The sequence below is a fragment of the Serratia sp. 25CWL12 genome, assembly GCF_055790885.1.
Map to the genome: position 1 here is coordinate 3,223,011 of NZ_CM147698.1, position 25,911 is coordinate 3,248,921.

Below are 25,911 nucleotides of genomic sequence, written 5' to 3' on the forward strand. Positions count from 1 at the left end.
GGATCCTTTTTTCTTCTTGCTTCTGATTATGTTGTTCGGGTTATGCCCAAATGAAGACCTGCTTCATCCATCCATCAATCAATCAATGGCAGTGAATACTCAAGAGGCATTGGCAATTTGCCGAACCAGCTTGTCAGCCGAACCGCAAACTGTGATTTTGCTACGAACCACCTCTTTCATTGCATCCATCCCAACACGCATGTAATAGCGTGGATCATTGCCTTGCGGGTTATCGATAAACCACGCTTTCACTGCGCCAGCGAAAGCAATTTTGAGTTCAGTGGCCACATTGACCTTACAAACTCCCAGTTGAATCGCCCGTCGCACCAAGGCGTCAGGGACATCACTAGCACCATGAAGCACCAACGGAATAGAGACCATTTCACGAATTTCCGCCAGACGTTTGAAGTCAATATTCAGGCGTTGGGTGTAAAGGCCATGGGCGGTGCCAATCGCTACAGCCAGGCTATCAACACCGGTTAAAGTGACAAAGCGGCTGGCTTCTTGCGGGTCAGTCAAGAAGGTACTTTCGGCGTCAACGCTCATATCGTCTTCCACCCCACCCAAGCGGCCTAATTCAGCTTCAACACTGCAATCATAGCGATGGCAAAACTCCACAACCGAACTCACCAGATTAACGTTCTCAGCAAATGGAAAGTGGCTGCCATCAATCATCGCACTACGAACGCCCGCCTTAACTTTATTGCTGATATCAGCCAAAGATTCATGGTGGTCAAGGTGCAGCGCCAGCGGCATATCGTAGCTTTCCGAGTAGGCTTCACACAGTGCGTAAATTTCACTAAACGCAATATGTTTGAAGGTACCCGGCGTGCCCGCCAAGATCACCGGTGATTGCATCTCTTGGCAGACGTCGAGGATCGCCTGGATGGTTTCCGCATTGTGAATATTGAACGCAGGCACCGCATAACCTCTGGCCTGAGCGTCTTGCAGCAGATATTTGGTAGAAATAATGCTCATGGGATGATCCTCTTAGCCTTTCCAGGGATGAATAACTACACCTTGCACCACACGGTTTACCGTACCGCTGGCGGAAGGGGTATCCGGGGTAATCCCCGCTTTAATGGATTCGGTCAGTGCAAAGATTTGGGCATAGATCAGGAAGCAGAATGCCTGCTCAATGTCGAGAAAATCGCGGGATGCAGGCAATAGAATAGAGGGGCCAGCGTCAATTTCCGGGCTGGTGGTAGCAGAAATCGCCACTACGCGCATCGCCTGTTGCTCACGGCGCAATTCCGCTAGCAAATCCAGGTCATACTGACGGGTATAAGGATGGTTGGACACCAACACCACGACCAGGGTTTCCTTGTCAACCAATGATTTAGGACCATGGCGGAAGCCCGTAGGTGAATCGTAAAATGCAGCCAGTTTACCGGCGGTCAACTCCAACACCTTCAGTGCCGCTTCGCGCGCGACCCCCTGTAGGCCACCACTCCCCAGGTAGACGATGCGTTTAAATGGCAGATCGCCAAATATCATCTCACTGAAATCCCCTTGGGAATCGATAATCTGTTCACTACGCGCCGCAACATCGTTGAAAGTGCGGCTATTGATCACATCAGCGGCAAATACCGCCAAACAGCTCACCATCATGGTAGTGATACTGCTGGTCATGGCGAAGCCACGATCATGAGTTTGGGCTGGCATCAGTAACGCCAATGCATTATCACTTTCAGTGGCGCTTTGATACAGGCTTCCCGCTTCGTTGCAGGTAATCACCAGATGGTGACAGTTGCGCACAATCTGGTTAGCCAGGTCGACGGCGGCAACGCTTTCAGGGCTGTTCCCTGAACGGGCGAAAGAGACCAGCAATGTAGGTTGGTCAGCGTACAGATAATCGGCAGGGTTGCTCACCAGGTCCGTCGTGGGTATCGCAACCACGTTGTTACCGGTATGACGGGCCAACCAAGGGGCTATCATATCACCGATAAACGCCGAGGTTCCGGCGCCCGTCAGCACAATTTTCAGTGCCTGATTCTGCAACAGCGGCGCTAGGAAAGCATCGATAGCACCACGTAAACTGTCGATATTTTTTAACGATTGTAACCAACACGCGGGTTGTTGACGGATCTCTTTTTCGGTCCAGCTCGAGGTGTTAGCTGCGTAGGTTTTACTCATCAGTCGGTCCTTAGTCAGGCATATTCAATGGGGTAGCACGAAGCAAAGTGTAATCATCGCAAAGTGCAATCATCTTTCATTTCGTTTTGTTTGATTCACTGAGTACACCCCTAGAAGCTACACAAAACGAAATGCAAGATCAACCACAAAAAGAAAGAAAACAAAACACAAAGATAAATTAACAGCTCCGTTATCTTTCCTTTTCGCTGGCCCGTTATTAAAACATCAACAAAATCATGATTAGAAAACAAAAAGAAAGCCCCATGCGACAGCATGTCACCGAACAGCATGGAGCAAACGAAAGTACTAAAGGGGAACGGCCACGCCATTAAGCCAAATATTTTGCAACCGAAGCCGACTATCAAGGGCTATCACGCTGGCATGCTTGCCGGGAGAGATCGAGCCTATCCGGTCATCCAGGCCCAATAGGCGGGCTGGATGTAGCGAAGCCATGCGGATGGCATCTTCTGCCGACACACCCACCTGATCGACCAGATTGCGCACGGCAGCATCCAGCGCCAAGGTACTGCCTGCCAAACTACCGGAAGCGGTTCGCACCACACCATCACGCATCGTGACTTGATAACCACAGATAGCGTAATCACCATCTGGCATTCCGGCGGCACGCATCGCATCGGTAATCAAGATAATGCGGTTTTTGGCACAGCGGCAGGTGATGTCCATCACTGCCGGATGAAGATGATGACCATCGGCAATCAGCTCCAACCAGGCCTGTTTGTCAGTCAAACCCGCCCCCACCATGCCGGGGTCACGGTGGTGCAGGCCACTCATGCCATTAAAGCAGTGCACCAGTCCGTCGGCGCCAGCAGCAAAGGCACTCATGGTTTGGTCATAAGTGGCCGCGCTATGGCCAAGCATGACGCGAACACCACGGCTTTTCAGGTGTTTGATTGCCGCCAGCGCCCCCGGTTTTTCTGCCGCCAAGGCGACCACTCGTAAGGTGTTATGTGAAATATCAATTAACCGATCCAGTTCGGTGATATCCAGTTCACGAAATAACTCCGCTGGATGAGCTCCCCGGTTGTGCGGTGTGAAGTAAGGCCCTTCAAGATAGCTGCCCAATATCACCGCACCGGCATTATCGCTGTGCCGATAATGAGCAATACGTCGCAGTATGTTTTCTATCTCTACCAATGGTGCGGTTACTGTGGTTGGTAACCAATAACCGACACCTTCACTCGCTTTGTGTAACGCCAGTTTATCCAGTACACCGGGCTTATCATCCATGACATCAAGGCCTGCGCCCCCATGCACGTGAAGATCGATATAAGCGGGACACAACAACTCGGCATCCCGCCGCGTGACATTGATGGGGATGGGCTCAATGGTGGTAATAATACCGCCTTCGATACGCAATTGATGGTCGTCCAACCAGCCGTGATCAGTCAGGACTCTTCTGGCTCGCAGCAGCACACTCATATCCCCTCTTCGACCGCTTCTGCTGTACGTTGGCGAGCCATTTCATCCACCAAGCTGGTTAAACCACGGTGCCCACACTCCAGTGCCATTTCACGAAACGCTTCACTGCTCAATCCATCTCGCTCCAGCGCCATCTCTAACAACAGTTGTAGATTGATGCCAGTCAGCACTTCACGCCCAGGTTTCTGCATCGCCAGGGTTGAAGCCACACGAAACGGGGTACCGCCCAGTAAATCAGTTAAAAAGATCACCCCATCGCTCTCATCAAGCTGGGCTAGTGCCTCTTCAAACTGGCGGGTCAGCAGTGCCGTGGTTGAGCTTTCTGGAAAATCGATGGCGATAATCTGTGGCTGCTCACCGAGGATCTGATTCATCGCCTTTTCCAAGCCACTGGCAAACCCGCCGTGACCGCTCAGAATAATACTTAACATCTTCTCTCCTATTTTTTCAGGGCATTACAGAAAGTGGGCAAACTTTCCGACAATCGCCAATAGCACCGTGATGGCAATCAGACGTAGCGGACTCCAACCACGACGCACCAGGGCGTACATCATCAGGGTGTAGACCAGTGGCAAAAAGGCGGGCATCAGCTTGTCGATCACATCAGCCTGCAGTTTCACGACGGCATCCCCAGCTTTAATTTCCAGCGTGGTGGACAGACGCACATAAGTGGCTACCAGCGCGCCAATCACCGTCATCCCGATGATGGAGGCAGCGTGACCCACTTTCCGGGTGTTGGCTTTAATCAGCGGGATTGCCGCCACCCCTTTGCGATATGCATAATGAGCAAGGCCGAAACGCAACCCGAGATGGACAACGTTAAACATCACCAAGAACACCACCGCACCAAGGATTGAACCTTGCAGTGCCAGGCTGGCACCAATACCGCCACAAATTGGCAGCAGGGTAAGCCAGAACATGGCGTCACCAATCCCACCAAGGGGTGCCCCTACAGCAATTTTGGTACTCTGGATACTGTTCACATCCTGCTTGGAACGCTCCATCGCCAGGATAATGCCAATCACGAAGGTGACCAGGAATGGGTGGGTATTGAAGAACCCCATGTGGCCTTTCATGGACCGAGCCAGGTCACGTTGGTTGGTATGGATCTTTTTCAGCGCCGGAAGCAAGCCATACAGCCAGCCGCAAGCCTGCATACGCTCATAGTTGAACGAGGCCTGCAACAACATGGAACGCCAAGCGACACGGTTGATATCCTGCTTGGTTAATTCCACGCCAATGGTTTGATCTTCATAGATATCGTCTTTCCCGCCACTGTTCAGGGATTGTTGTTCGCTGGCTTGTGACAAAGTTTGAGTATTAGATACCATCTTCGAATTCCTCTTTCTGAATACGGGAAGGTTGCGCGGGAGCCGGGTCCTTACGCATTAACTCCATCAGAGCCATGGCAAGTGCCGCAGCGGCAATCGCCAGCACTGGCAAATTCAGCCAGGCAGCCCCGACAAAGCCGAGAATGAAATAGGGGATATAGGCATTTTTCATCATGATCTTCAGCAGTACGGCAAAACCAATGGCTGGCATGATGCCACCTGCAACACCGAGGCCTTCGATCAGGCGCTCCGGCAGTACGTCAATTGCCGTCTTGGCGTGTTCAGCACCGAAGTAAATCGGCATAAAGGCGCACAGGAAGTAAAAAACACCCAGCGCCAAGAGCGCCAAGTAGTTGATGCGCTCAATCCCTTTGGTATCGGCACTGGCCGCCATGCGATCAGCCCGTGACATCACCCCCGACATAATAGAGAACAGGAAGGTAATGCCCATCTGCACGGCAACGGCAAATGGCACCGCCACCCCGACGGCAACTTCCGGTTTTACCCCAGTGGTGATGGCAAAGGCGGTACCCACAATGGTGCCGATAATCACGTTCGGCGGTTGTGCACCCGCCAGCGGTGCTAGCCCCATCCACACCAGTTCCAAGGTTCCCCCGGTCAGAATACCGGTATGCAAGTCGCCCAGAATCAGGCCAACCAAGGGCCCCAAGACCACCGGACGGTGCATATGCGTCAAACCATTGAACATATCCAAGCCGGCAATAAAGGCCAGGACACCTAGCGCTACTGCTTGTAATAAGCTGATTTCCATAACAGATACCTCAGAGAAGTTTGTAAAGATCCTGAGCCGGCTCAGTGGGAACGCCCTGGACAAAACACCCTACGCCAGCCTCTTTCAGGCCGTTGAACGCAGCAATGTCCTGCTCATCTACCGAAACGGTTTTGGCGATTTGCTGTTTGCCGTCGGCGTAGTGCATATTGCCGACGTTGATACGTGGTATCGGCACATTGCCGTTGACCAACGTGAGGAAATCTTGCGGGTTTTTACACACCAGCAAAATTTTCTGGCGGTCGGCGGCACGATGAATGTTGTCAATTACCTTCTGCAGCGACCAGAAACGCACGGCAATCCCTTCGGCAAGCACCATCTCCATCAGGTTTTGCTGCACGCTATCTTCCGCAACCTCATCGTTGGCGACGAGCACCAGATTAGCCCCGGCAAACCCGACCCACTGCACCCCCACCTGACCATGGATCAGGCGCTCATCAATACGGCTTAATACAATGTTTGGCATCTTTTTTCCTTATTATCATTGTGTTAAATCTATGCTTAGTTACTCATACAGGCAGCTTGATACTGGCGCAGCACATCCTGAATATGATCGATAATCAGCTCATGTGGCGTTGGGCTAAGCAGCCCCTCACGAACCCTTGCATACTGCAATGGCAGGTACTGGCTAATCAGTGGTAGCGGGATAGCCTCATTTGCCAGGTTGTTGATCAGCCGGGTATAAGCCCCTTCAATATCCTGATCAGGCCAGTAGTAACGTACGCGGTCAGAGTAGCTGTAGTTCCGAGCCAGACGTAACGTGCCCTGGTCACCGTGATAGTGCTGATGCCAGTATTGAGGGTGCTCCAGCATTACATGTTCTAAAACATCACGCAGACCTGAGCATTGATGAGCCGGGCGCAGTTCCTGTTCGATCGCTGCCAGTGAGAACAGCGCTTCGCGTAGTGCAAAAGTGAGTGCTGGCCCCACTTTCAGAATCGCAAAGTGGTGTTGCACCAGTTGTTGCAAGGCAAGTGGGGTTTGGTAATCGGTGGAGTGTGCTTCAAACACCATGGTACTTGAGGACTCAATCATCTGGCTCAACGCCAGTGCGTTCTGTGGCTGAAAATCAATCACCTGTGTATGATCAAACTCAACACCTGGTTGTACCACTAGCCCTATAATACGTGGCCATAAATCATTGAGCCCCTGTTGTTCAAAGGCATGGTGATGGGCTTCCAGCGTGGCTCTTGCAGCTTGTGGTGTCGTCACCGCCAAGGTACTCAAGGTTTCATGGGCCCCACCCGGCACCGGAACTTCGGTACCAATGATGTACACCAGGTCAGACTCGCCAAACTGCTCAATACAGGTTTGTTCGGCAATTGCCGCTAACCTGGCAGCGCGTTCGGCAACAATGGCGTCGGTTAACGGCACCGGGTCATCAGCGCAGGACATGCTGCAATCGAGATGGATTTTTTTGAACCCGGCGGCGACATAGCTCTGGATCAGCACCTCGGCCTTGGCCATGGCGTCACTGGCGTTTTGCTGCTGCCAGCGGTTGGGGCCGAGATGGTCTCCACCCAGGATCAACCGTTCGACAGGGAAATGCTGTTTATCTGCCAGTTGTTGAACGAAATGGCAAAAATCAGCGGGCGTCATTCCGGTATAGCCACCATATTGATCAACCTGGTTTGAAGTAGCTTCAATCAGCAATAGGGAGTCAGTGACCTTAGCATGTTGTATCGCAGCTTCGAGCACTAATGGATGAGCGGAACAGACTGCAAAAATGCCGTAACGAGGGTCTTGCTTATGATTGGCCACAAACTCGGTTAAATGTTTCACTTTCTTCTCCGCATGAGTTTATTCGTGCTTTGTCTTTCGATTTGTGTCGCCGGATAGTGCTTTATCGATAAATAAAAATAAATAGAAAGACAGTGAAATTGAGATCCGTTTCACAAAAGATACACAACGAAAGATAAAAAGTAAAGAAGTTGAAAGTATCTGCTTCTGCTTGGCTTGCTTTCCACTAAAAGAAAGGTATTAATAGAGAAACGAAATGAAGAGAAATGAAAAAAAGGACTTTATGAAGATGAACAACAGCGAACCTGTCCCAGATAAACGCATCATTGGTACCAGTGAAAGGCGCGAGCAGATCATTCAACGTTTACGCCAACAAGGTAGCGTTCAGGTTAATGATTTATCAGCTTATTTCTCTGTTTCCACAGTGACGATCCGTAACGACCTGGCCTTTCTGGAAAAACAGGGGATCGCAGTACGTGCCTATGGTGGTGCTCTGGTATGTGAACCATTAAATCCGGCATCAGAGCCTTCAGTAGAGGATAAAAGCACCCTGAATACTTCACTGAAACGGAGTATCGCCCGTGTCGCCGCAGACCTGATTAAACCGGGTCACCGCGTGATACTCGACTCTGGCACCACCACCTATGAGATCGCTCGCCTTATGCGCCAGCATCAAGAAGTGATCGTCATGACTAATGGCATGAATGTTGCTAATGCGTTGTTGGAAGCCAAGGGGGTTGAGCTGTTAATGACGGGGGGGCATTTGCGCCGTCAATCCCAGTCATTTTATGGCGAACAGGCCGACCAGTCTTTACAGAACTACCATTTCGATATGTTATTTTTAGGGGTTGATGCCATCGATCTGGAACGTGGAGTGAGCACTCACAACGAAGATGAAGCGCGTATCAATCGTCGTATGTGTGAAGTGGCAGAACGTATCATCGTCGTCACCGACTCCAGCAAGTTTAATCGTTCCAGCCTGCATAAAATCATTGATACCCAACGTATCCATATGGTGATCACCGACAGTGAGATTGCGCCAGAAAGCCTTGAAGGGTTGCGTAGAAGCGGCGTTCAAGTGGTGCTAGTGGGCAATTAAAGTCGGGGCTGTAGACAAAGGGACGCTGCTGGCCCCTCTGGTCATTGGAATGATGGGCAATGATGTTGTCTCTCATGCCCAGCAAACGATGATTTAATAGAGAGAAGGTGAACCTGCTGGGCGGGTTTTGAAACGGCGGTGCAGCCACAAATATTGTTCTGGGGCTCGCATAATCTCCTTTTCTACCACTTTATTCATATACGTTGCCGCCGCCACATCATCAGTGAGTGGGTAGCCTTCCAGTTCAGGTTGAATAAGCAGGTCATAACCTAAGGCATTGGGGCGACGAATCAAAACAACTGGTACCAGTGCCGGTTTAGCCATACGCACCAGCATAAAGGTGCCATTGGTGGTGGCTGCCTGCTCCACGGCAAACAGCGGAGCAAATACACTGCCGCGCGGGCCATAATCCTGATCAGGGGCAAACCATACTGCTTCACCACTTTTCAAGCATTGCACCATGCCCCGCAGATCCTTACGATCTAACATCGACTTGTTGGAACGCAAGCGGCCTTTGGTCTGCGCCCATTCCATGGCTTTGTTATTGTGTGGGCGATACATCGCCATCATCGGCTGACATAACCCCATCGCCCGGCCACCAAGCTCGAGCGACATAAAATGTACGCCAATCATCAGCGCACCACGACCACCCTGCTGCGCCTGATTCAAGTGTTCAAGACCTGAAACGCTGAACCAGCGCTTAACGCGTTTATCTGGCCAGAACCAGGCCATGCCGGTTTCCAGTAATCCCATACCAAGAGATTCAAAGTTACCAATAATTTGCCGTTCACGTTGTGCGCTATCCATATCAGGAAAGCATAATTCCAGATTACGACGGGTGATTGTTACTCGACGCTTCAGAAAACGCATTGAGGTGCGCCCCATCCACATGCCGAGTTTATGCATTAACGGATAGGGGAGTTGAACCAGCAGAAACAGCACCAAAAGGCCAAACCAAGTCAGCCAATAGCGTGGATGTAGCAAGGAAAGTTGGAAACTTTGTGAACGCTTCATATCGACTCTTATGCGTTTTAAGCAAACCCCTGTAGCGCATAAAGACTTGACTCTATTGCGTTACAACACTCAGACAACGGGTAATGATGATCGTTTAATGGCTATTGGTCAACTCTGCTGCCAGGTTATTCACTTACAGCAAGATGTGGTTTACTGATTGAGTAAAGGTTACCTATGTCCCTTATGGACAAGATTTATACACAATATTATCGACTTTCTGGTGGCTGTTTTATCAGTGCCTAGTGTTTAAGCAACTTCGCGACCAACCCCGCCGATAAACGACAAGACATAACACCGCTTATCCACTTGGGGCAATAGCGGATCCGGCTGCCCCTCAATATTTCATCCTGAACGCTTCAGCTATTTTTCCAATCTTATGCATATGGTTATTGTTACGTGCCATTTTATGCGCTTCGGGTTTCAGGATGATAATCAGCAGGTAGGCATCGGGATCCATGGCACCTTGGCAGTAAACCAGATGGGCCTGATCGCTGGTTCGTTTGAACTGACGTAAAAACTTAGGAAATGGGGCATCCGCATCGGCAAGATGAATGTGGGCCACTTGCTCTTCTTTTACCAAAGGATAGGTGCGGTCATCATCATAGAATGCATCACGACCCAATGTATCGGGCAACATACCGTCTTTTTTATAACAAAGAAAATCTGCCACCAAATCATCAAGCTCTTGCTGACTTAATTGTTGGCTAATTAGTGCTGACTTAATTGTTGGCTAATTAGTGCTGACTTGAATACTCTGATGCTCATTCCGTGAACTCAGTTAAATCCTTGCCAGAGGCATTTTGCAGCAGTTTCTTCCCACTATCCGCAATATCACTTAAACGCTCAGCCGTTGGCCTGAAACGCGCTACGGTATGAACCCTGCCCTGTTTTTCTTCTAATAGATCAATTAGCGCTTCAAACACCTTGGCACTGACCATGTAGCCAGCGGGACGGTTGTTCGACAGCACAGCGACAGGCTCGTCAATGAAGTATTTCGCCGGGTTTTTTCTTAACTCGGTGATGTTGATAGATTTTTCTGCGAGGATACGTTCCATAGAACACCTAAATTTGTGTTTTGTTGAATACATTATAATGTACATAAAAAATACATCAATTATATGTCTATGAAAAATAACGGTAACGGCTGGATGAAGTTGGTCACTGAGCGTGGCGTGAAATAGCCCACAAATAGATTGTTGCACTTCTTTTGTCGCTGAAAATTGCCTTGGTCGATCATCGGGAGTCGATCACAAAAACGCCCCCTTTCGACACTGAGGGTGGGGCGTTTTCGTTATAATCTTATGCTTTTAACTGAGCGCTGATTTGTTCCAGTGCCTTTGTCGCACATAGTGCGTCCAAGTGCCCGCCTGGCGCACCGGCAACACCGACCGCACCAACAACTTCATCCCCTGCTTTCACTGGCACACCACCACCTAACAGCAAGAACCCTGGAATATCTTTCAGGTTATTTGCCGCTGGTGTCTTTTGGCTGTTTTCCATCACTTGCCCGCTTGGGGTTTTAGTCGATAGTGCCGTAAAGGCTTTTTGCTCGCTGGCTTTAACCGTGTGCGGGCCGGCATTATCAGCACGTAACACAGTTTTGATGATACCCGCACGGTCAACAACAGTGACCGACACGTTGTAGCCATCAGCCTGACAAGCAGCAAGAGTACGGCTTGCCAAATCGGTGGCCAGCGCCTGAGAGATATTATGTTCCGTATTCAGACCTGCAGCAGAGGCTTGAGCTATCAAGCCAATGAATAAGGCGGATGTTAGGGCAATAGGCTTGATCATATAAAATCCTTATTGTTAGTGAAGTGATTTCATCACGGTACGGTTATGTTACGGCACTAAATGGTGAAAAAACACTCGGGTGACTACTCGTTTTGCTACGTATAATTACCTAGCCTGTTCACGATATGAGAGCGTTATATGGCCATAGTGTTGAAGTGGTAGACATTGACTAACATGAAAATCATCCAGAGATACATGCATATTTCACCGAGCCTCCAGCCTCGACAAACTTTAGCACGGCAATGATCTGATGCTCAGTAAATCGTGTTTTGCGCATAATACTCTCCTTTTTTGGCAAAAGATGTATGCCAGAAGGTCTATAAATGTGAATAGGTCTAATTTAAGGGATGATTACAGTTGCCACTTTAATCGAGATGCAGTTCCGCGAAACGCAGGGCCAAATAGTCGATCAACAGACGGACAGCAGGTAATAACCCACGTTTTGTGGGGAAGACAACATGGATTAACTCTCTAATAGGAGCCCATTCAGGTACCAACTTGATGAGTGAACCTTCTTTAAGCTGTTGGCTCACGACCATCAATGGTAGTTGCGCAATCCCTACACCGGCCATTGCCGCATCTCTTAGTACCATCCAGTCCATAGTGATAAAACGTGGGGTATGGTACACCACAGCCCGTATGTCATCCTGGTTGTAAAGTGTCCAGCAACTGGCTTGTGGCGATGGCCGGCTGAGACTGGGTAGCCGATTAAGTTCACAGGGTAACAAGGGGACCCCACCATACTGGTGAACCAACTTTGGGCTGGCAACCATCGATTGCCCACAATCGCTTAAAATACGCATAACCAGATTACTGTCCTGCAGCGGTGGTGGGCGCACGTAGATAGACAAGTCCACCCCTTCACTGATCATATCCACTTGCCGACTGGTTACTTCCAATTCTACTGTCAGCAGTGGGTACTGCGCCATAAAGTCAGCCAGCATAACGCCTACATGAGCCTGAACCAACGTCACAGGGCAGGTAATGCGAATCTTGCCACACGGCTCTGCCCTTACCGCCTCAATAGATTGTTGTGCGGCTTCCGCTTCGCTCAACATCGCCAAGCAATGTCCATAGTAGGTTTGGCCGATTTCCGTCACAAAGAATTGGCGTGTCGAACGCTTAATCAGACGAACGTGCAACCGCTCTTCCAGCATGGCAAGGCGGCGACTTAGCTTAGAGATAGGGATACCCAATGCCCGGCTAGCTGGCGCTAAACCACCATATTTCACGATTTGTACAAAGTAATAGAGGTCATTCAAATCCTGCATAATATCGTTCATCATTCTAAAAATAGAAAAGTGATAACCAAATTACCATACTACCGAGGGATGAAGTGTAAATCTATACTCTCTTAACAGTCGGCTGACATACCTGTCACCAAGTGCTAACCAAAAAAGGATTTGGGTATTCACAGTACGTTTCAGCATCATTAGATTGGAGATTATTCTCCCGGTAAGGACACTGTTTTCATACTTCACTCGTAGCAAACAAAGTCGCCCTTTCCTGATGCTTGATTACGCTGCTACCACTTTATTATTTCCGACGGGATCACCTAGAGAAAGTGGGGTTATTGTCCCTGGACAGCTGTAATGGGGGAAACTGGTGCGGGAATATGACATAAAAAATGCTATTCCACCCGATGAATATCTGAGACTCTGGTTATCACTAGTTAGTTTAAGCGCATTTACGCTGCCTGAAGGCGGGAACGCCATGTTAGCAATATTGTACGGTACGGTTCTCATAAATGTGCGTGTGATTACCAATAAAACCTTACTTATTTTAATAGTATTTACTTCAATAAAATGTAGTTATGAATTTATTTTGGTGAGTTAAAGATAATCAATCAGTTACTTATTCCTTAGGAGAATGTAATGAGCAAACCTTATATCCGTCTTGATAAAAATGATGCCGCCGTTCTATTTATTGACCATCAGGCGGGATTGATGTCTTTAGTCCATGATATTGAACCCGATAAGTTTATAAATAACGTGTTGGCTCTCGCTGATATGGCCAAGTATTTCAAGTTACCCAGCATTCTTACCACCAGTTTCGAGGTGGGACCGAATGGCCCAATGTTCCCTGAGATTAAAAAACTATTTCCTGACGCCCCTTATATTGCCCGCCCCGGTAATATTAATGCTTGGGATAATGAAGATTTCGTTAATGCCGTTAAAGCAACAGGTAAGAAACAACTGATTATTGCAGGTATCGTCACCGAGGTGTGTGTAACATTCCCGGTATTATCCGCTATAGAAGCAGGATATGACGTGTTTGTGGTCACCGACGCCTCCGGTACTTTCAACGAAATCACCCGCAATGCCGCATGGGATCGCATGTCGCAAGCTGGTGCACAACTGATGTCTTGGTTTGGCGTTGCTTGTGAATTACATCGCGACTGGCGAAATGATATTGAGGGCATAGGAACATTGTTTGCCAACCATATTCCAGACTACAGCAATGTAATGGCCAGCTACAACGCTGCAATAGCTAAAAAATAAACAACGATCTCATGGTTTGAGATCATTACAGACAAACAATACCGAATACCGAATACCGAATACCGGGACAAAAATACTATGACTGTTTCATCGAAAATCGTATCCACCGTCGAAGCATTACAAGCGGTACTTGAAGACAATACCTGCCAGCACATCATTGTACGTGGTGCCCTTTCCAAGCTGCCCTCCATCCGCTTGGCCCCGGGCAAGATACTGAGTGGTGAGAATGAAGAAGCAAAGCTGTTGTTTGCCCAAGGCGTCGATGGCCTGCAACTGACTTGCGACAACCAGGTTACAGGGCTTTATCTGGAAACATCAGTTGATAAACGGGCTATTTTTAACGATACCCAGCTTGATAACTTAGGCCGACTGCAGCTGAGCCAAATTTCTACTATTGGACAAGTGCAAATTCTTGCACAGGACAAAGTCCGCGCTGGGCATGTTGAGGTCGACGGGTTGGATGTGATTGCAGCGGATACCCGTGCGCTAAATGAAAAGCCCAATGGCTATGGGGTTAATGTGACCCAAGGGGCATTCACATTATGGAACACACAGAGCGACCAAAGCGTTATGATCACCGCAAACCTGGTTGGCCTTTCTGCCGGTAGAGCCAACGCACCGGTGTTTGGCAGCGGTATCTTTGTCAGTGGTTCTTTAAACGGGGGCAAACTCAGTGCCCCCCTCCTTGAAACCCGAGCCGTCTACAGCGATGGCAAAATTGCGCCAGGGACGCCAAACCAGATTACCGGTGGTGTCTTCACGGTATATAACGCTTTCGTCGATGTGGTCCGCAACAAAGGCCCAGTAGTGACCTACGGTGTCAACGATATGGTGCTGGATAATTGGGGCAGCGTTGACCTTTGGGAGGCAGAGGCCAAACTGACTTCATATGGCCCTAGCGGCATCGGTTTTGTCAATTTCGGCAATGTGAATGAGCTGTATGTACGTGCCCCGATTGAAACCTTCGGTCAGGGCGCTCGTGGGTTTAACGTCTATGACGGCTGCGTGAATGTCGCCGAGTTCGATCGTATCACCACGCATGCGGATGGTGCCATCGGCATTCAGATCAGCAAACCGATTGGCCGCCTGTGTGTGCACCGGGGCATCGAAACCTTCGGGGGTACCGGTGACTCATTAGTCAAAGGGGTGGTTGTCACCTTATCGGCCATTGCTCTCAGCGTTAAGCCTGGTGGCTCGGTACAAGAAATTGAAATAGATGGTGGCGTGATGGCCCATGGCAAGGACATTAACAAGCTGGAAATTCTTGGGACGGTCAATGCATTACGTATTGGTCATGTCACTACAACCGGCAATTAATTAACCACTGACAAGCCAGCTCTATTTTTGGGGCTGGCTTGCGGCTAGAAAGTGATTTTTTAAAATAATGGAAAGCTCTTATGAATAAAATTACCATCGCCAAAAATGGTCCTTACCTGATTACGGGAAAAACCAAACTCGTTGGAGTGATCAATTCCCCTGGTAAAGATGGTGTTATGCAGCAAAACACCGTTAAAACCTTCGAGACGCAAGATAATTATAGCCTGTGCCGCTGTGGCCACTCAAAGAATAAACCCTTCTGTGACGGCTCACATAGTACCGCCCATTTTGATGGTACAGAAACCGCCAACAAAGCGCCTTATCTTGACCGGGTACAAGTTGAGCAAGGCGATGGGTTTGAGCTTCTGGATGATAACCGCTGTGCCTTTGGGCGTTTTTGCCACAGAAAACATGGTGTTGAGGTCTGGACACTGACCGAAAAATCCAGTAACCCCAGTAATAAAGCAGAGGCTATTATTGGTGCCAGCGCCTGTCCATCTGGGCGTCTGACTGCATTGGTTGATAGCAATCTGGTGGAAGACGAATACGAAGCGGTGATTTGCGTGGTTGAAGATCCAGAAAAAGGTGTCAGCGCAGGCCTCTATGTCCGTGGAGACGTTGCTCTTGATTCAGCAGAAACCGGTGATTACGAACAACGTAATCGCTTAGCGCTTTGCCGCTGCGGTGCTTCCGCTAATAAACCTTTCTGTGATGGCTCTCACGTTAGTATCGGATTTAAAGACAAGAGCTAAAAAGAGATAAGACTCAAATAAAGGCAAACTAAAACGTAGGAATGTTTTTTTGATCGAATGCTCAGTTCTGAACAAACCAAATAACTTTGTTATTCAGATAGAGGTCTTTTATGAAGGATTATTTCACATCGTTACGTACAAGCGCTAGCGTATTAGCCTTGGTCGGTACGCTGGCAGGACCTTTCGCTTCTGCTTCTGCGGCACCACTTGGGAATCTGCCACTCACCGGCGATGCGTCCATGCATGCCGCGCAATTGCAAGTCTATAATGTCATTCATCAGTACCAAAACGCGCTGAACCAGAACGATACCCCAGCCATTGTGAAACTTTTTGCCAAAAATGGCGTAGAGGAGTGGAACAACACGCTCACCGCCTCCACACCCGAGCAAATAGCAAAGATTAACAATGACCTTTTCAAAAAAATGAAAAATTCGGCAGAATTTATTTATGATGCCATTGAGGTTTCCAGTTCCGGTGATATGGCGTTTGTCCGCACGCACGTCCCGCTTGGTCAAATAGCGACAGTACGGGCGACGGGAGAAAAGGTAAAAATCAGTAGTCGTGGCGTGTTTATATTGCGCAAGATCGATGACATCTGGAAGCTGGTTCTGTTCACATTTAATAATGACCCTGTGCAAGGTCAGGGTTAATGAATGTGTGATTGTCGGTATGGTGTTATATGCCGAAAAGCAGTTTAAAGTGGTCGCGGTAATGATCTAAAACTGATTAAGGAAAATATTTAACTGGGGCTTGCGGCGTTATTGAACAAAGTATGAGTAAGCCCCGTTAAACATCGAGATAATCTTGCTTTATAGCAAAATAATTTCTTTGAGTACTTCTTTTGTGCAAGAAAAACCGAATTATGGAACAACGTTATATCGCGGGAAATTATCGTCCTCCCTAGATAAAGCGTTTTTATTAATCAGATAGAGGTTTTTTATGAAACATAATTTCAGATCGTTACGTATAAGCGCTAGCGTATTAGCCTTGGTTGGCACGCTGGCAGGGCCTTTCGCCTCTGCTTCTGCGGCGCCACCTGAGGGTCTGCCGCTCACCGGTGATGCAGCCACGCATGCCAAGCAATTGCAAGTCTATGACGCAGTTCATCAGTACCAAAATGCACTGAATCAGGGTGATACCCAAGCCATTGTGAAGCTTTTTGCCAAGAATGGCGTGGCGGAGTGGGACAACACCCTCACAGCTTCCACGCCTGAGCAAATAGCAAAGATTTATGACGGCCTTTTCAAACAAATCAAAAATTCAGCAGATTATGTTTATGATGTCATCCAGGTTTCTAGTTCCGGTGATATGGCGTATGTCCGCACGCACCACCCTCTAGGCCAAACAGCCACGATACGGGAGACAGGAAAAAAAGTAAAAGTCAGCAGTCGTGAAACGTTCGTACTCCGCAAGGTCGATGGTACCTGGAAGTTGGCTCTGTTCATGTTCAATAATGATATTGAGCAAGGGCAACCCTAAAAATTCTGTTTTCAGGAGACTTCCTCCAATTCAAAGCGCATGTTTTGAAGTCAGAGGTTAATTTAAAGATAAATATGAAAATAGCGAGATATTTTATTAAGTAAATATTTTCGCTGTCTATATAGGAGATATCATGAAATATCATTTCACTTTTTTACGTAGACATGCCATTGCACTCAGTCTATTTAGCACATTGGCAGGCGTTTCTCTGTCACCTGCCTTGGCGGCACCGGCGAGTACCATACCATACACCGGTGATGCAGCCATGCATGCTGCGCAATTGCAGGTCTATGAGGTTATTAATCAGTATCAGAATGCACTGAATAAAGGGGATACCCAGGCTATTCTGAAGCTGTACGCCAAAGATGGCGTTGCCGAGTGGGAAAATACACAAACGGCTTCAACACCAGAACAGCTTAAAAAAGATTACGACGGTCTTTTTAAGGTTACTAAAACCTCCGCTGATTTTATCTATGATGCCATTGAGGTTTCCGGTGATATGGCATTTGTCCGTACTCATCACCCAGTAGGTCAAACTGCAGTAGTCAAAGGTAAAAAAGTGGAAGATCATAGTCGAGAGTTATTCATCTTGCGTAAGATTGATGGCGATTGGAAAATCGCTTTATATACGTTCAGCACAGACCCTGTACAGGGTCAGGGTTGATTAAATTTAAGTAGATTAAGTCGGTTGACGAACCCCTTATTTTAACGGGGTTCGTTTTTTTAGCGACCAAAGGTGGCGACCGCGATATGTTTATAGAACAACCCGTTTATAGCAGTCACAGGCGTAAACCGCTCTCTATATTAAGACGGGTTTGATGTCGATAACATGAGATACAAAAAAAACCATTAAGCAGGCAAAAAAACCTGTAATTTATAAATTACCAATATTATACACCACCTGAACACCTCCCAATTAAAACAATAAAAATCAATCTATTAACAAAAAATAAATATTTAATATGAAACATTAAAAGCATGCCGTTTTTAAGTGCGTTGCAGGAAATGGGAAGATGGGAAAACATCGAAATGGTACAACGCTATGCGCATCTTACGCCAAATCACTTAACCCAACATGCCATGCAAATTGACTAATTCCTGGCGGGGAATGGCACAAATATGGCACAAAGTGAATTTGCTGGATTGGCGAAGATCGTGTGAAACCTCGCTGTGAATGGTGCCGATAATAGGAGTCGAACCTACGACCTTCGCATTACGAATGCGCTGCTCTACCAACTGAGCTATATCGGCATTGAATCTGACACACCAATGTATGCCGGAATGCGTTGAATAAACTATGCAAAAGCAGATGATGAGTCAATAGCTAACTCACCATCTTCTGTATTACACACCGCCATTGCACCTACAATTAACCACCAAGATATACCCTTCCTACTTCAAATTGCTTGGGTGTTAGCTGTAGTTACTCGCCTCATCCATGAGGCTCGACCCTATCGGGGCCGCTGCAAGAAGCGTTCAAATCCGCTCCAGGCGGATTTGTCTGTCACCCCAGTCACATAGTTATCTATGCTCCTGGGTATTCCATCGCTGGCTGTCTACAAGCAACTCGAAGTATTTTGGGTATAGGTTATCAATTAGCTAGCTACGCACTAAATCGTCGCCGTAACCAATCCATTTGTAAGTGGTTAAGGCATCTAGCCCCATCGGGCCACGGGCATGCAGTTTTTGGGTGCTGACCGCCACTTCTGCCCCCAGACCAAACTGCCCACCATCGGTAAAGCGCGTGCTGGCATTGACGTAAACAGCAGCGGAATCAACCGCTCGCACAAAGTATTCAGCATGACTTAATGAACGGGTCAGAATTGCGTCTGAATGGTTGGTGCCGTGGATACGGATATGCTCAATGGCCTGATCGATATCGTCCACCAGCGTGACATTCAGATCCAAGGAAAGCCATTCGTCGTCGTAATCTTCTGCCGCAACAGGGACGACCTTCGCAGGCCCCGTCTGCAACAGTGGTATGGCATTATCACTGGCGTGCAATGTCACCCCTGCGGTCGCCATACGGGCGCTCAGCGCGGGCAAAAAGCTCGCAGCAATGGCGCGGTTAACCAGTAAGGTTTCTAGTGAGTTGCAAGCACTGGGGCGCTGGGCTTTGGCATTTTCAATCACGGTCAAAGCTTTGTCATAATCGACGTTGTCATCCACATAGATATGACACACGCCAATCCCCCCGGTGATAACCGGAATGGTCGATTGCTCGCGGCACAATTTATGCAGCCCCGGGCCACCCCGTGGGATCAACATATCGACATAGCGATCCAGACGCAGTAATTGATTCACCCATTCACGATCTGGGCTTTCAATCGCCTGTACCGCCGCTGGCGGCAAATGGCATTCTGCCAAGGCCAGCTGGATCACTTTCACCATAGCCTGGTTGGTATGGTGGGTCTCTTTCCCCCCACGCAAAATCACCGCGTTACCGGTTTTAAGGCATAGGCTGGCTACATCAATGGTCACGTTAGGGCGGGCTTCATAAATGACACCGATAACACCCAGTGGCACACGGCGGCGCTCCAGTTTTAAGCCGCTATCCAACAAGCTGCCATCCAAAATATGACCAACGGGATCACTCAAGCGACATACTTGACGCACATCATCAGCGATGGCAGTCAAACGGGCTGGCGTCAGTAACAGGCGATCCTGCAGAGCATCGCTCATCCCGGCAGCGCGCGCTTGCACCATATCTTGTTCATTTGCCTGTAGGATAGCGGCACTATTCGCTTCCAACATGTCGGCCATCACTGCCAACACCTGGTTTTTTTGCGCGGTACTCAGCGCTGCCAATTGCCAGGATGCCTGTTTGGCTGCTTTACCCATCTGCTCGAGCATGTTCACCTCTTAACTAACAATCATATCGTCACGATGGACTGCCACAGGGCCATATTCGTAACCCAAGATCTCGTTGATTTGCTGTGAATGATACCCGGCGATCATGCGCATCGCATCACTATTATAACGGCTGACCCCATGGGCCAGGTCGCGCCCCGCCAGGTTACGAATACGGATCACCTCGCCACGTGAGAAGTCACCTTTAACCTCACAGATCCCCTTTGGCAGCAATGAGCTACCACGGGCCATCATCGCTTCCGCTGCACCATCATCAATAGTGACCTCTCCTGCAGGAGGGGCACCAAAAATCCAGCGTTTACGGTTCTCCAATGGGGTTTGCAGGGCATGAAAGCGCGTGCCTACCGGGTTACCGGCTATCACATCAGCCACGACACCGGGTTTACTACCTGCAGCAATGATCACATCAATACCGGCACGACAAGCAACATCTGCCGCTTGTAACTTGGTGCCCATGCCCCCTGTTCCCAACCCGGAAACACTGTCACCGGCGATGGCACGTAATGCATCATCAATGCCATGTACTTCACGGATCAGTTCCGCCGACGGGTTATTACGCGGATCGGCGGTGTACAAGCCTTGCTGATCGGTCAGCAGTAACAACTTATCGGCACCAGCCAGAATGGCAGCCAAAGCCGACAGATTATCGTTATCACCCACCTTGATTTCTGCCGTCGCTACTGCGTCGTTTTCGTTAATGACCGGCACAATGCGGTTATCGAGCAATGCGCTCATGGTGTCACGGGCATTGAGGAACCGTTCACGATCTTCTAAATCAGCACGCGTCAGTAACATCTGGCCGATATGGATGCCATAGATAGAGAACAGTTGTTCCCATAACTGAATCAGGCGGCTCTGCCCTACTGCGGCCAACAACTGTTTGGAGGCAATGGTTGCCGGTAGTTCTGGGTAGCCCAAGTGTTCGCGCCCTGCGGCAATGGCCCCAGAAGTCACAATAACAATACGGTGCCCAGCAGCATGTTGCTGCGCGCATTGGCGCACCAGTTCAACAATATGAGCACGATTAAGGCGCAGTGAACCACCCGTCAGTACGCTAGTACCCAATTTCACAACCAATGTCTGGCTGCTATTCATAATATTTCTGCCATTGGAGTAAGAAGGAAACGCAAAAGACGTTGTAGCAGGAGATGGGCGTTATGCCAACAGGCATAATGCAATTTCAGCGTAAATATCCTCAGCACCATTCCTCAGCACTATTCCATTTGTCGCCAGCTTGGCGGCAAATGGAATACGCTTATACATAACACTAGAACAGGTTAAGCCGAATGTTAGATTGGTTGCTCGTTACCATCATCAGCAGGCACCAAGAGCAACTCCATACTGGTCAACAATTCACCCAAACGACGATGGAAGTCGCGTAGCGTGGTTTCCAGTTTTTCGCTAACTTCAGTATCTTTAATTTTCTCCGCTTGCCAATCACCTGCTTTATCAAATAAACCGATGTGATAGTTATAGATAAAACGGCATCCCTCTGCTTGCAGCTCAACCCACCAGCCCCAAAATTCACGGTTTTCCGGTGCGGGTTTAACATTGGTACAAACCGCTAAGCAATCAAAGAAAAAACAGTCATTCTCGCACTGTTCTTCGCGCAAATAGGGCCCCAGACTGGCGAAGCGTTTCATTAGCCGGCTTTTAGGATGGCCACTTGGTAATGTCATTCTTTAACCTCCTCAATATATCACCCACCCTGTTTAGGGTACGGAGATATTGGCGACAATTGGAATACATATGGGTATGGCCACCCTTTTTAACAAACTATTGTAAATTAGCAAGTCATTAGTTCATTTTATCTTTCAACCAATCACAAATGCGCAGCAATGATTTATGAAAGCTCTCATAAGCCGGAGAACGCGGGATGCGGATTAACTTACCTTTCAAAGAAGAAGAGACAATTAATTGCGATTCTTCTTTCGGGCTGAGGGGATCCTCGTCCCAATAAGCAGAGAGCATCGGCGTTGGGCAACGGCGACCCAGTAAACCCTGAATTTTCAGGGAATAGCGATTGAGTTCCATTTTCAATGCCACATCAGAAGCATTGGACATCCCCATTCGGCTGGCCAATACATCCATGTACATATCAGGCACATGATCCTGGCATTGCACTTGGCACAATACGTTATGCACCATCGGGCCGACACAGGCGACAGCCCGTAAGCGCTGTGATTCCAGATAAGCCAACCGCACCGCCACGTTGGCACCAAAGCGGAAACCAAATGCGCACACACGCGTATGGTCTATCCAAGGTATGGATGGCAATTGCTGTAATACTTGCTGATGCAGGAAACTGGAGTCCTGGGTCAGTTTCCATTTATAGGATGAGCCAATAGAAGGCATGTCGATAGTCAGCATCGCAATACCATTATGGGCAAGATAATCACGGAACAAACGGTGATAGTCGGTTTGCAGTGTATCCAGGCTGCCGCATATCAAAACCGTTGGGAAAGGTGCCTGGCCGCTATCCGGCATATGCAGGAAACCGGAGATAGAGCCCCCCCTTCAATGGCGAACTCCAGCGATTTTAACTGATACGGCAACAGCAGTGCGGCCTCTTCATAAGCACGATTAGCGAGTACCTCTGCCTGTTCCGCCAATTCATCCCCTTTCAGATGCGGATAACCTGCCAGGCTGTATAAATTGGTCGCCTTCAACCAATACTCCCCCCCACCAGCGGATCTGTCTGCTCCTGCGCCCGTTGCTGCCATTGCATCCCTTGGCGTACCCACTCGTAGATCCAGTTACCGTTACGGTAACCTACCACCGTATCAAGCAGATGATCATCGCTATGCTCGGCGTTAGAAGCCGCAATACGCGCTAACACTTCACTCACTTCCAGTGGGTCAATGCCGCGCCACGTCCACAATAGATGGTTGAGCATACGATACCAGTTGCAATCAGTATCCCCCTCTAGGGTAGAGTGCATATCCGTACCAACAACATGGTGAGCACGAGTGACCAGCACTGAGGTTTCGACATGCTTAAATGAGGGTTTGAACAGCACTTCAGAAAGGTTGGCTTGTGCCATAGTCATCACCATCTTCAAAATCTTGTACCAAGGCTTGATATCCAGTGTTATTCAAGTATCGGGCTATCAGTGGCTTTACGAAGTCTATGGTTTGGCTTTGTGTGATTACTGCCTGCCACTTGAACAAACTTGAGTCTATCTAGCCGGAATAGAGAGGGATAGTGTACCTAACTCTGGCAACAGAAACCAAAGTTCCACCCGTGAAATACAGAGATTTACAGAAAATAACGCAATCAGCCAACGCCAGAGCCCCCTATCCCCGTCGTGATGCAACTAGGGTATAGATTAAGCCAGGCGTTGGTATGTTAAATAGGATAATTTGCTTAGCGGCTGCTAATCGGTGGGACGAAAGTGACCGCCATATCCCATGGCTGTTCGATCCAGGTATCCTGCGGGATATCAACCACATAATCGTCAACCAATGGGCGACCAGCAGGCTTGGCGAAGATGGTGACAAAATGAGCTTTTGGGTACATATCGCGGATCGCTTGGGCAGTACCACCGGTATCTACCAAGTCATCAACCACGATAAAACCTTCACCGTCACCTTCAGCACGTTTGAGCACTTTCATTTCACGTTGGTTGTCATGGTCATAGCTGGAAATACAAACGGTATCAACATGACGGATACTCAGCTCACGCGCCAGCAACGAAGCGGGTACTAAACCACCACGGCTAACGGCAATAATGCCTTTCCATTGCTCTGCAGGCAGCAAGCGGTGTGCTAATTTGCGCGCATGCATTTGCAACATATCCCAAGTAACAACGTATTTTTCGCTCATAGAATGGTGTCCAGGTCCGCAAGATGCGGCTTAACTAAATAATTAGGAGAAAAAAGGTTGCGCGAGATTATAGAGACTACCAGCGCCGAATACCAGTTGAAGTGCAAGGATTCATCGGTATTTCGTCTGACAACCTTTGCTGTCATTGAGCCTTCATCGGCATGTCAGGCTAGTAAAGGTCTGTGACACTTGAACGATCAGCAAGCAAAACAGCTCAATGCGGTACGCGCACACGCCAGAATAAAGTGATATTCTCTGAGCATCGTGCCACTAAGCACAGATAACCACTCACTCTAACCGCACGGCATTCACTCGCTGATAAGAATGCTGTTACAGGAGACTTATAGTGTCTGAATTGTCTCAACTTTCGCCACAACCGCTGTGGGATATTTTCGCCAAAATCTGTTCTATACCACACCCTTCATATCATGAAGAAGCGCTGGCACAGCACATTCTGGACTGGGCTAAAACCAAGAACCTGCATGTCGAGCGTGATCAGGTTGGCAACTTGCTGCTACGTAAACCCGCAACCAAAGGTATGGAAAACCGCAAACCAGTGGCGCTACAAGCCCACCTGGATATGGTGCCACAGAAAAATAACGATACCGTTCACGACTTTGCCAAAGATCCAATACAACCTTATATCGATGGCGAATGGGTTAAAGCACGTGGTACCACGCTGGGTGCCGACAACGGTATTGGCATGGCTTCTGCGCTGGCGGTTCTGGCTGACGACAGTGTTGAACACGGCCCACTGGAAGTGTTGCTCACCATGACCGAAGAAGCCGGGATGGATGGTGCTTTCGGTTTACAACCCAACTGGTTGCAAGCCGATATTCTGATCAATACCGACTCAGAAGAAGAAGGCGAAATCTATATGGGCTGCGCGGGGGGTATTGATTTCATCACTACGCTGCCACTGCAACGTGAAGCGCTGCCTGCTGGCTACCAAACCTTCAAACTAATCCTCAAAGGGCTAAAGGGCGGCCACTCCGGTGGAGATATCCATCTTGGCCTGGGAAATGCCAATAAACTGCTGGCACGTTTCCTGTGTGCTCATTCTCAAGAGTTGAATCTGCGCCTGTTGGAGCTCAATGGGGGGACGTTGCGTAATGCCATTCCACGTGAAGCGGCTGCCGTGGTCGCCGTGCCCGCCGAGCAAGCCGATGCGCTGAAAGCCTTAAGCCAAAAGTTTCTGACTATTCTGAAGAACGAACTGGCAGCCAAAGAGAAAAACATCACAGTGATGTTAGAACCGGCTAACAGTTCGCTACAAGCATTGACCGCCGATTGCCAGAACCGTTTAGTGTCGCTGTTAAATGCAACACCTAACGGTGTGATTCGCATGAGTGATGAAGTGCAAGGCGTGGTAGAAACATCGCTGAACGTCGGCGTGGTGACAACCAGTGAACAAGAAGCCCAAATCATCTGTTTGGTGCGTTCTTTGATCGACAGCGGCAAAGACTATGTTGTCGGGATGCTGGCTGCGCTGGGCCAACTGGCTAACGCCAAAGGTGTTGCCAAGGGTAGTTACCCTGGCTGGCAACCGGATGCCCATTCACCGGTGATGCAACTGGTTCGTGAAACCTACCAGAAGCTGTTCAATAAGACGCCAAATATCATGGTAATCCACGCAGGGCTAGAATGTGGTCTGTTCAAGAAGCCGTATCCGAATATGGATATGGTCTCCATTGGGCCAACCATTACCGGGCCTCACTCCCCAGATGAGCAGGTGCATATCGCCAGTGTGGGTCAATACTGGATACTGCTGACCGAACTGCTAAAAGCGATTCCTGAGCGTAGCTAGTACCACATCTCTTAG

At 48.8% G+C, this 25,911-nt stretch carries 25 protein-coding genes, 1 tRNA gene and 2 pseudogenes; 9 read left to right on the forward strand and 19 right to left on the reverse strand.

Annotated elements, in window-relative coordinates:
* Positions 1–99 precede the first annotated feature (99 nt).
* The 8 genes from kbaY to kbaZ form a co-directional block, all read right to left on the reverse strand.
* On the reverse strand, positions 100–978 hold the full coding sequence (gene kbaY, locus ACX9GV_RS13845; protein WP_473195921.1) for a tagatose-bisphosphate aldolase subunit KbaY: 879 nt from the start codon (positions 976–978) through the stop codon (positions 100–102).
* 12 nt (positions 979–990) lie between these two features.
* Positions 991–2,136, reverse strand: a complete 1,146-nt coding sequence (locus tag ACX9GV_RS13850; protein ID WP_473195922.1) for an SIS domain-containing protein — start codon at positions 2,134–2,136, stop codon at positions 991–993.
* Positions 2,137–2,442: 306 nt separating this feature from the next.
* On the reverse strand, positions 2,443–3,576 hold the full coding sequence (gene nagA, locus ACX9GV_RS13855) for an N-acetylglucosamine-6-phosphate deacetylase (RefSeq protein WP_473195923.1): 1,134 nt from the start codon (positions 3,574–3,576) through the stop codon (positions 2,443–2,445).
* Positions 3,573–4,007 carry a PTS galactosamine/N-acetylgalactosamine transporter subunit IIA gene (gene agaF / locus ACX9GV_RS13860; protein ID WP_473195924.1) on the reverse strand — a complete coding sequence of 145 codons (435 nt, stop codon included), beginning with the start codon at positions 4,005–4,007 and terminating at the stop codon, positions 3,573–3,575. The genes nagA and agaF overlap by 4 nt, the downstream gene beginning before the upstream one ends.
* Before the next feature lie 24 nt (positions 4,008–4,031).
* Positions 4,032–4,907, reverse strand: a complete 876-nt coding sequence (gene agaE, locus ACX9GV_RS13865; RefSeq protein ID WP_473195925.1) for a PTS N-acetylgalactosamine transporter subunit IID — start codon at positions 4,905–4,907, stop codon at positions 4,032–4,034.
* The gene (gene agaW, locus ACX9GV_RS13870) at positions 4,897–5,679 is read right to left on the reverse strand and encodes a PTS N-acetylgalactosamine transporter subunit IIC (protein ID WP_473195926.1); all 783 of its coding nucleotides are present in this window, start codon (positions 5,677–5,679) and stop codon (positions 4,897–4,899) included. Before agaW ends, agaE begins: the two co-directional genes overlap by 11 nt.
* Before the next feature lie 10 nt (positions 5,680–5,689).
* Complete coding sequence (gene agaV, locus ACX9GV_RS13875) at positions 5,690–6,163, reverse strand: PTS N-acetylgalactosamine transporter subunit IIB (protein ID WP_023490993.1); 474 nt, start codon at positions 6,161–6,163, stop codon at positions 5,690–5,692.
* A 35-nt stretch (positions 6,164–6,198) separates the two neighbouring features.
* A complete protein-coding gene (kbaZ, locus tag ACX9GV_RS13880) occupies positions 6,199–7,479 on the reverse strand; it encodes a tagatose-bisphosphate aldolase subunit KbaZ (protein WP_473195927.1) in 1,281 nt (426 codons plus the stop codon).
* A gap of 247 nt (positions 7,480–7,726) precedes the next feature.
* Here kbaZ and ACX9GV_RS13885 point away from each other — a divergent pair, with 247 nt between their 5' ends.
* Positions 7,727–8,536, forward strand: a complete 810-nt coding sequence (locus ACX9GV_RS13885) for a DeoR family transcriptional regulator (protein ID WP_473198040.1) — start codon at positions 7,727–7,729, stop codon at positions 8,534–8,536.
* 93 nt (positions 8,537–8,629) lie between these two features.
* Here the strand turns inward: ACX9GV_RS13885 and lpxP are convergent, their stop codons facing one another.
* The 5 genes from lpxP to ACX9GV_RS13910 form a co-directional block, all read right to left on the reverse strand.
* The gene (gene lpxP / locus ACX9GV_RS13890; protein ID WP_473195928.1) at positions 8,630–9,550 is read right to left on the reverse strand and encodes a kdo(2)-lipid IV(A) palmitoleoyltransferase; all 921 of its coding nucleotides are present in this window, start codon (positions 9,548–9,550) and stop codon (positions 8,630–8,632) included.
* Between the two features lie 334 nt (positions 9,551–9,884).
* On the reverse strand, positions 9,885–10,274 hold the full coding sequence (locus tag ACX9GV_RS13895) for a type II toxin-antitoxin system YafO family toxin (protein ID WP_473198041.1): 390 nt from the start codon (positions 10,272–10,274) through the stop codon (positions 9,885–9,887).
* Between the two features lie 37 nt (positions 10,275–10,311).
* A complete protein-coding gene (gene yafN / locus ACX9GV_RS13900) occupies positions 10,312–10,605 on the reverse strand; it encodes a type I toxin-antitoxin system antitoxin YafN (RefSeq protein ID WP_023490988.1) in 294 nt (97 codons plus the stop codon).
* 244 nt (positions 10,606–10,849) lie between these two features.
* Entirely contained in the window at positions 10,850–11,344 is a 495-nt protein-coding gene (locus tag ACX9GV_RS13905; protein ID WP_023490987.1) for a GlcG/HbpS family heme-binding protein, read from the reverse strand.
* A gap of 365 nt (positions 11,345–11,709) precedes the next feature.
* Positions 11,710–12,615 carry a LysR substrate-binding domain-containing protein gene (locus tag ACX9GV_RS13910; RefSeq protein ID WP_473195929.1) on the reverse strand — a complete coding sequence of 302 codons (906 nt, stop codon included), beginning with the start codon at positions 12,613–12,615 and terminating at the stop codon, positions 11,710–11,712.
* Positions 12,616–13,218: 603 nt separating this feature from the next.
* Here ACX9GV_RS13910 and ycaC point away from each other — a divergent pair.
* From ycaC to ACX9GV_RS13945, 7 genes and pseudogenes are all read left to right on the forward strand, one after another.
* Positions 13,219–13,845: an isochorismate family cysteine hydrolase YcaC gene (gene ycaC / locus ACX9GV_RS13915; RefSeq protein ID WP_023492767.1), complete on the forward strand. Its 627-nt coding sequence runs from the start codon at positions 13,219–13,221 to the stop codon at positions 13,843–13,845.
* A gap of 78 nt (positions 13,846–13,923) precedes the next feature.
* Positions 13,924–15,162, forward strand: a complete 1,239-nt coding sequence (locus tag ACX9GV_RS13920; protein WP_023492808.1) for a hypothetical protein — start codon at positions 13,924–13,926, stop codon at positions 15,160–15,162.
* Between the two features lie 80 nt (positions 15,163–15,242).
* Entirely contained in the window at positions 15,243–15,914 is a 672-nt protein-coding gene (locus ACX9GV_RS13925) for a CDGSH iron-sulfur domain-containing protein (RefSeq protein WP_023492809.1), read from the forward strand.
* Positions 15,915–16,024: 110 nt separating this feature from the next.
* Positions 16,025–16,564: a YybH family protein gene (locus tag ACX9GV_RS13930; protein WP_023492810.1), complete on the forward strand. Its 540-nt coding sequence runs from the start codon at positions 16,025–16,027 to the stop codon at positions 16,562–16,564.
* A gap of 289 nt (positions 16,565–16,853) precedes the next feature.
* Positions 16,854–17,393 (forward strand): YybH family protein, encoded by a 540-nt coding sequence (locus ACX9GV_RS13935; protein ID WP_023492811.1) that lies wholly within the window; start codon positions 16,854–16,856, stop codon positions 17,391–17,393.
* Positions 17,394–17,526: 133 nt separating this feature from the next.
* Complete coding sequence (locus tag ACX9GV_RS13940; RefSeq protein ID WP_037383651.1) at positions 17,527–18,057, forward strand: YybH family protein; 531 nt, start codon at positions 17,527–17,529, stop codon at positions 18,055–18,057.
* Between the two features lie 323 nt (positions 18,058–18,380).
* Positions 18,381–18,554 (forward strand): annotated as a pseudogene (locus tag ACX9GV_RS13945) (integrase); the annotation flags it as partial.
* Positions 18,555–18,568: 14 nt separating this feature from the next.
* On the opposite strand, the gene ACX9GV_RS13950 reads toward ACX9GV_RS13945, so the two are convergent.
* The 6 genes and pseudogenes from ACX9GV_RS13950 to gpt all read right to left on the reverse strand — a co-directional run bounded on the left by ACX9GV_RS13950 (position 18,569) and on the right by gpt (position 24,089).
* Positions 18,569–18,644 (reverse strand) — tRNA-Thr (locus ACX9GV_RS13950).
* A 348-nt stretch (positions 18,645–18,992) separates the two neighbouring features.
* Positions 18,993–20,246, reverse strand: coding sequence for a glutamate-5-semialdehyde dehydrogenase (gene proA / locus ACX9GV_RS13955; RefSeq protein WP_473195930.1), 1,254 nt, complete (start codon positions 20,244–20,246; stop codon positions 18,993–18,995).
* 9 nt (positions 20,247–20,255) lie between these two features.
* Positions 20,256–21,359 (reverse strand): glutamate 5-kinase, encoded by a 1,104-nt coding sequence (gene proB / locus ACX9GV_RS13960; protein WP_473195931.1) that lies wholly within the window; start codon positions 21,357–21,359, stop codon positions 20,256–20,258.
* 194 nt (positions 21,360–21,553) lie between these two features.
* Positions 21,554–21,943 (reverse strand): sigma factor-binding protein Crl, encoded by a 390-nt coding sequence (gene crl / locus ACX9GV_RS13965; RefSeq protein WP_023490772.1) that lies wholly within the window; start codon positions 21,941–21,943, stop codon positions 21,554–21,556.
* A gap of 118 nt (positions 21,944–22,061) precedes the next feature.
* Positions 22,062–23,307 (reverse strand): annotated as a pseudogene (gene frsA / locus ACX9GV_RS13970) (esterase FrsA).
* Positions 23,308–23,630: 323 nt separating this feature from the next.
* The gene (gpt, locus tag ACX9GV_RS13975; RefSeq protein WP_473195932.1) at positions 23,631–24,089 is read right to left on the reverse strand and encodes a xanthine phosphoribosyltransferase; all 459 of its coding nucleotides are present in this window, start codon (positions 24,087–24,089) and stop codon (positions 23,631–23,633) included.
* A 346-nt stretch (positions 24,090–24,435) separates the two neighbouring features.
* Here gpt and pepD point away from each other — a divergent pair, with 346 nt between their 5' ends.
* On the forward strand, positions 24,436–25,896 hold the full coding sequence (gene pepD, locus ACX9GV_RS13980) for a beta-Ala-His dipeptidase (protein WP_023490775.1): 1,461 nt from the start codon (positions 24,436–24,438) through the stop codon (positions 25,894–25,896).
* Positions 25,897–25,911: the final 15 nt, after the last annotated feature.